The sequence below is a fragment of the Actinocrinis sp. genome (assembly GCF_035938995.1).
GTDB lineage: Bacteria > Actinomycetota > Actinomycetes > Streptomycetales > Catenulisporaceae > DASZGI01.
In genome coordinates this window covers 1-4,220 of the sequence record NZ_DASZGI010000164.1, presented here as the reverse complement: position 1 = coordinate 4,220, position 4,220 = coordinate 1, and the positions used below count along the sequence as shown (strand labels likewise).

The window sequence follows — 4,220 nt, the reverse complement described above, 5'->3', positions numbered from 1 at the left end:
TCGAAGACGCCGGAGACCAGGATCAGCCACATCCTGCGGTAGGCGAGCATGTTGCGCTCGACCAGGTGCAGAGACCGCCGCGTCCCGTAGCCGACCGGGACCGGGATGGCGCGCGGTAGGGCGATGGTGGTCATCGTTGTCACCCGACCCCTTTCATGTCGTCTGGAGAGCGGCGGTCACGTGTGGGTCACTTGTACAGGCGGCGGCGGTAGGTCACCCGGGCGACCGCGTAGCCGCCGAGTGCGAAGGCGAGCAGGTAGGCGACGTGCACGAGCGTCGCGCCCCAGGTCGCCGTGCCGAGCGTGAGCGAGCGGCACAGCTCCACGCCGTGCCACAGCGGCGTGGCGTAGGCGATCGGATGCGCCCACTGCGGCAGCTGCTGCCAAGGGAAGAAGGTGCCGGAGAACAGGAAAAGTGGCGTCATCACGAATCGGAACAGGGTGTTCAGGCTTCCGTCTGATTCGAGAGTGATGACGTACGCCATGATCGGCAGCAGGAATGCGGCGCCGGTGAGCACGGCGCCGGGCCAGGCCAGAATGCCGAGGGCCGAGTGCACCGCGCCGAAAGCGGCCGAAAAGGCGAGGAAGACGCCGGTGAACAGGGTCATGCGGACCACAGCGAGCGCGGCGTGGCCGGCGACGATGTCCTTCGGCCGCTGCGGGGTGTTGACGGCCGCCCAGTAGTTGCCGAACCACTTCACGCTGCCGAGCACGGGGTAGGTGCCCTCACCGAATGCCGTCTGCATCGCGGTGGCGGCCAGCACACCCGGGGCGACGAACGAGAGGTAGCTGACGCCGCCGGGCAGGTTGTGGCTGCGGTCGACCAGTGTGCCGAGTCCGAGCCCCATGGCGGTCAGGTAGAACGCGGGGCCGAAGATCGCGGACAGCACGGTGCCGCGCCACGTCCGCCGCGAGTAGGTGACCCAGTAGCGGAACTGGCGGTAGACGAGGCGAGCGGATCCGGGCGGCGAGGGGATGGACGTGGCTGAGGGCGGCGATGGAGGCGACGGCGGGGAGACGGCGGTAGCGGTAGTAGCAGTCACGGGTCGGTCCTCTCGCTCAGTCGACCAGCGTGCGGCCGGTCAGGGTGAGGAAGACGTCCTCGAGGGTGGACCGGCGCACCAACGCGGTGATCGGTTCGAGCCCCCGGGCGTGCACCGATCGCAGTGCCGCCTCGCCGTCGTCGGCGTACAGCAGCACCCGGTCCGGCAGCACCTCTATCCGGTCCGCTATCCCGCTCGTCTTCTCCGCGGCCTGGTCCTGCTCGTCGAGGGGGAAGCGCAGCTCCAGCACCTCTCGGGTGCAGTAGGTCTCGATGAGGTCGCGTGGGGTGCCCGAGGCGGCGATCCGGCCCTTGTCCATCACGACGAGCCGGTCGCACAGCTGCTCCGCCTCGTCCATGTAGTGCGTGGTCAGGATGAGGGTGGTGCCCTGCTGCTTGAGCCGGTAGAGCCGGTCCCACACCACGTGCCTGGCCTGCGGGTCAAGGCCGGTGGTCGGCTCGTCCAGGATGAGGATCTCGGGGTTGTTGATCAGTGACCGGGCGATGGTCAGGCGCCGCCGCATTCCGCCGGACAGCGGCTCGACCTTGTCGCCGGCCCGGTCGGAGAGCTGGACGAACTCCAGCAGCCGGTCGGTCCGCTCCCGGATCACCGCCCGCGGCAGGCCGAAGTACCGGCCGTACACGTGCAGGTTGTCGCGCACCTGCATCTCGGTGTCGAGGGTGTCCTCCTGGGGGACCACGCCGAGGCGGGCGCGGATCGCCGGGCCGTCGGCGACCGGGTCCATGCCGAATACGCGCAGGCTGCCGCCCGTACTCGGCGACACGCAGCCGATCATCCGCATGGTGGTGCTCTTGCCCGCGCCGTTGGGGCCGAGAAAGCCGAACACCTCCCCGCGGCGCACCTCGAAGTCGATTCCGGCCACCGCGGTGAACGGCTCGGAGCCCTTCTTGGTGAAGGCCTTGGTCAGTCCGCGCGCCTCGATCAGGACCTCGCCGGCGAGGGGTGGCACGGCGGTCGGCGGGGGGTGGATGGTTTCGGACACTCTCCCGACGTTACTGGTCCGTGCCGACAAGCTTCGAACGGTTTTCGGCCGAAGGTAGGTGAGATGCACCGGCGCCGGACGCCTGTTACGTTCGCATCATGGTGAAACTGGGAGACACGGATCTGGACGTCTTCGGGCTCTGCCTCGGCGGCAACGTCTTCGGCTGGTCGGCGGACGAGCAGACTTCCATCGAAGTCCTCGACGCGTACACCGCGGCCGGCGGCAACTTCATCGACACCGCGGACACGTACGGGGGCAGCGAGTCCGAGGCGATCATCGGGCGGTGGTTGAAGGCCCGGGGAACCCGGGACTCCGTGGTGATCGCGACGAAGGTGGCGAAGAAGCCGACCCGGCGGGGCCTGTCCGCGGCGAACATCAGGGCGGCGGCCGAGGAGTCGCTAGGCCGCCTCGGCGTGGACCACATCGACCTGTATTACGCACACGAGGACGATCAGAGCGTGCCTCTGGAGGAGACTCTCGGCGCGTTCGACGCACTCGTGCGCGAGGGCAAGGTGCGGTACATCGCCGCTTCGAACTACACCGCGCCGCGCCTCGCCGACGCGCTGGCGGTCTCCAAGCGTGAGGGCTTCGCCCGCTACGCCGCCGCGCAGAACCACTACAACCTGCTGGAGCGGGCCGAGTACGAGACCGACATCGAGCCGATGCTGGTCCGGAACGGTATCCCGAGCCTGCCGTACTTCAGCCTGGCGCGCGGCTTCCTGACCGGGAAGTACCGCCCGGGCACGGAGATCGAGTCGGTGCGCGCGGGCGGCGTGGAGCGCTATCGGAACGAGCGCGGCTATGGAGTGCTGGCGGTGCTTGACGAGATCGCGGCGGCGCACGGGACGAACGTCGCGGCCGTGGCGCTTGCTTGGCTCGCCTCACGTCGGACGGTGGTGGCACCGATCGCGTCCGCCCGCACGACGCGGCAACTCGTCGAGATCATGCCGTTCCTCGATCTGAAACTGTCGGCATCAGAGCTCGCGCGGCTGGACCAGGTCTCCGCATAGTCCTGGCATGGGCATGGTCCTCGCGTAGTCCTGTTGCCCGCTTGTCTGTTGCCCGCTCGGTGCTGCCTAGTCCTGTGCGGGTGGGAGGCCGCTCTCGATCAGCTTGGCCAGTTTGGCGAACTCGATCTGCATCGCCGTGTGCTCGGCCTTGAGCTGGTCGAAGTTCACGGTCAGGGTCTGCAGGAGCTCATGGGAGGCGCAGTCGGCCTCGTAGTCGTGCTGCGCGAGCTCGCTGGAGATCTGGTCGCTGCGCTTCGCGGCGATCAGCAGGATCGCGCCCTGGAGCGCGGCGACGCAGGACAGCACGAGGTTGAGCAGGATGAACGGGTACGGGTCGAAGGTGCGCCCGTGCGCGCGGTCGACGATGATGTTGATCGCCATCCACAGCGCGAGGAAGCCACAGGCCCCGAAGACGAAAGCCCAGGAGCCCATTCCGTTGCGCATGTGGTCGGCGGAGCGCTCGCCGAGAGTGAGTTGGTCATCGCTGCGGACGCCGGGGTGGCGGTGCCATCCGGTCCGGATCCTCCGGACGGCACCGCCGGCCGCCGCGCCGACCCGGGCGTCGATCCTGGTCTGTGATGCGGTCATGGCTCCGGAGTGTCGCACACGCGGGCGACAAGCGCGGCGCGACCGGTGGATTCGGCCGCGGAGCGCGGCAGGAGACGAGACGCTACTCGCGCGTGGCGAGGGAGTCGCGGATCTGGGTCAGCAGCTCGATCTCAGTGATCTCGGGCGCCGTGTCCGACAGGCCGCGGCGGCGCCGGCGCATCTTCTCGAGGTGGTTCATCGGCGCGACGATGAAGAAGTAGACGGCGAGCGCGATGAGCAGGAACGCGATCACGGCGGTGGCGAAGGAACCGTACTTGATCTGCGACTTGTGCAGCGTGAGCACGAGGGTGGAGTAGTCCGGCTTGCCGAAGATCGCGGTGATCAGCGGCATGATGATGTCCGCCACCAAGGCGTTGATGATGGCGCCGAACGCGGCGCCCATGACGACCGCGACGGCCAGCTGCACGACATTGCCGCGCATGATGAACTCTTTGAAGCCTTTGAACACCGATCGCTCCGAATTCTTCGTGGATGTACGTTTATGTACATCCTTCAGTCATGCAGATAGAGCAACGAGCGCCCGACGTAGTGGTCACCGGGACGGACCAGCTCTGGA

5 protein-coding genes are annotated in these 4,220 nt (G+C 68.0%); 1 reads left to right on the top strand and 4 read right to left on the bottom strand.

Features of this window, described 5'->3' with window-relative positions; genetic code table 11:
- Nucleotides 1–187: 187 nt before the first annotated feature.
- Both VGZ32_RS11840 and VGZ32_RS11835 read right to left on the bottom strand, forming a co-directional pair.
- Nucleotides 188–1,042: an ABC transporter permease gene (locus VGZ32_RS11840; RefSeq protein ID WP_326886001.1), complete on the bottom strand. Its 855-nt coding sequence runs from the start codon at nucleotides 1,040–1,042 to the stop codon at nucleotides 188–190.
- A 16-nt stretch (nucleotides 1,043–1,058) separates the two neighbouring features.
- On the bottom strand, nucleotides 1,059–2,045 hold the full coding sequence (locus VGZ32_RS11835) for an ABC transporter ATP-binding protein (protein ID WP_326886000.1): 987 nt from the start codon (nucleotides 2,043–2,045) through the stop codon (nucleotides 1,059–1,061).
- A 98-nt stretch (nucleotides 2,046–2,143) separates the two neighbouring features.
- Between VGZ32_RS11835 and VGZ32_RS11830 the strand changes: the two genes are divergently transcribed.
- On the top strand, nucleotides 2,144–3,055 hold the full coding sequence (locus tag VGZ32_RS11830) for an aldo/keto reductase (RefSeq protein WP_326885999.1): 912 nt from the start codon (nucleotides 2,144–2,146) through the stop codon (nucleotides 3,053–3,055).
- Between the two features lie 66 nt (nucleotides 3,056–3,121).
- Here the strand turns inward: VGZ32_RS11830 and VGZ32_RS11825 are convergent, their stop codons facing one another.
- Complete coding sequence (locus VGZ32_RS11825; protein WP_326885998.1) at nucleotides 3,122–3,643, bottom strand: DUF1003 domain-containing protein; 522 nt, start codon at nucleotides 3,641–3,643, stop codon at nucleotides 3,122–3,124.
- Between the two features lie 82 nt (nucleotides 3,644–3,725).
- The gene (mscL, locus tag VGZ32_RS11820; protein WP_326885997.1) at nucleotides 3,726–4,112 is read right to left on the bottom strand and encodes a large conductance mechanosensitive channel protein MscL; all 387 of its coding nucleotides are present in this window, start codon (nucleotides 4,110–4,112) and stop codon (nucleotides 3,726–3,728) included.
- Nucleotides 4,113–4,220 lie beyond the last annotated feature (108 nt).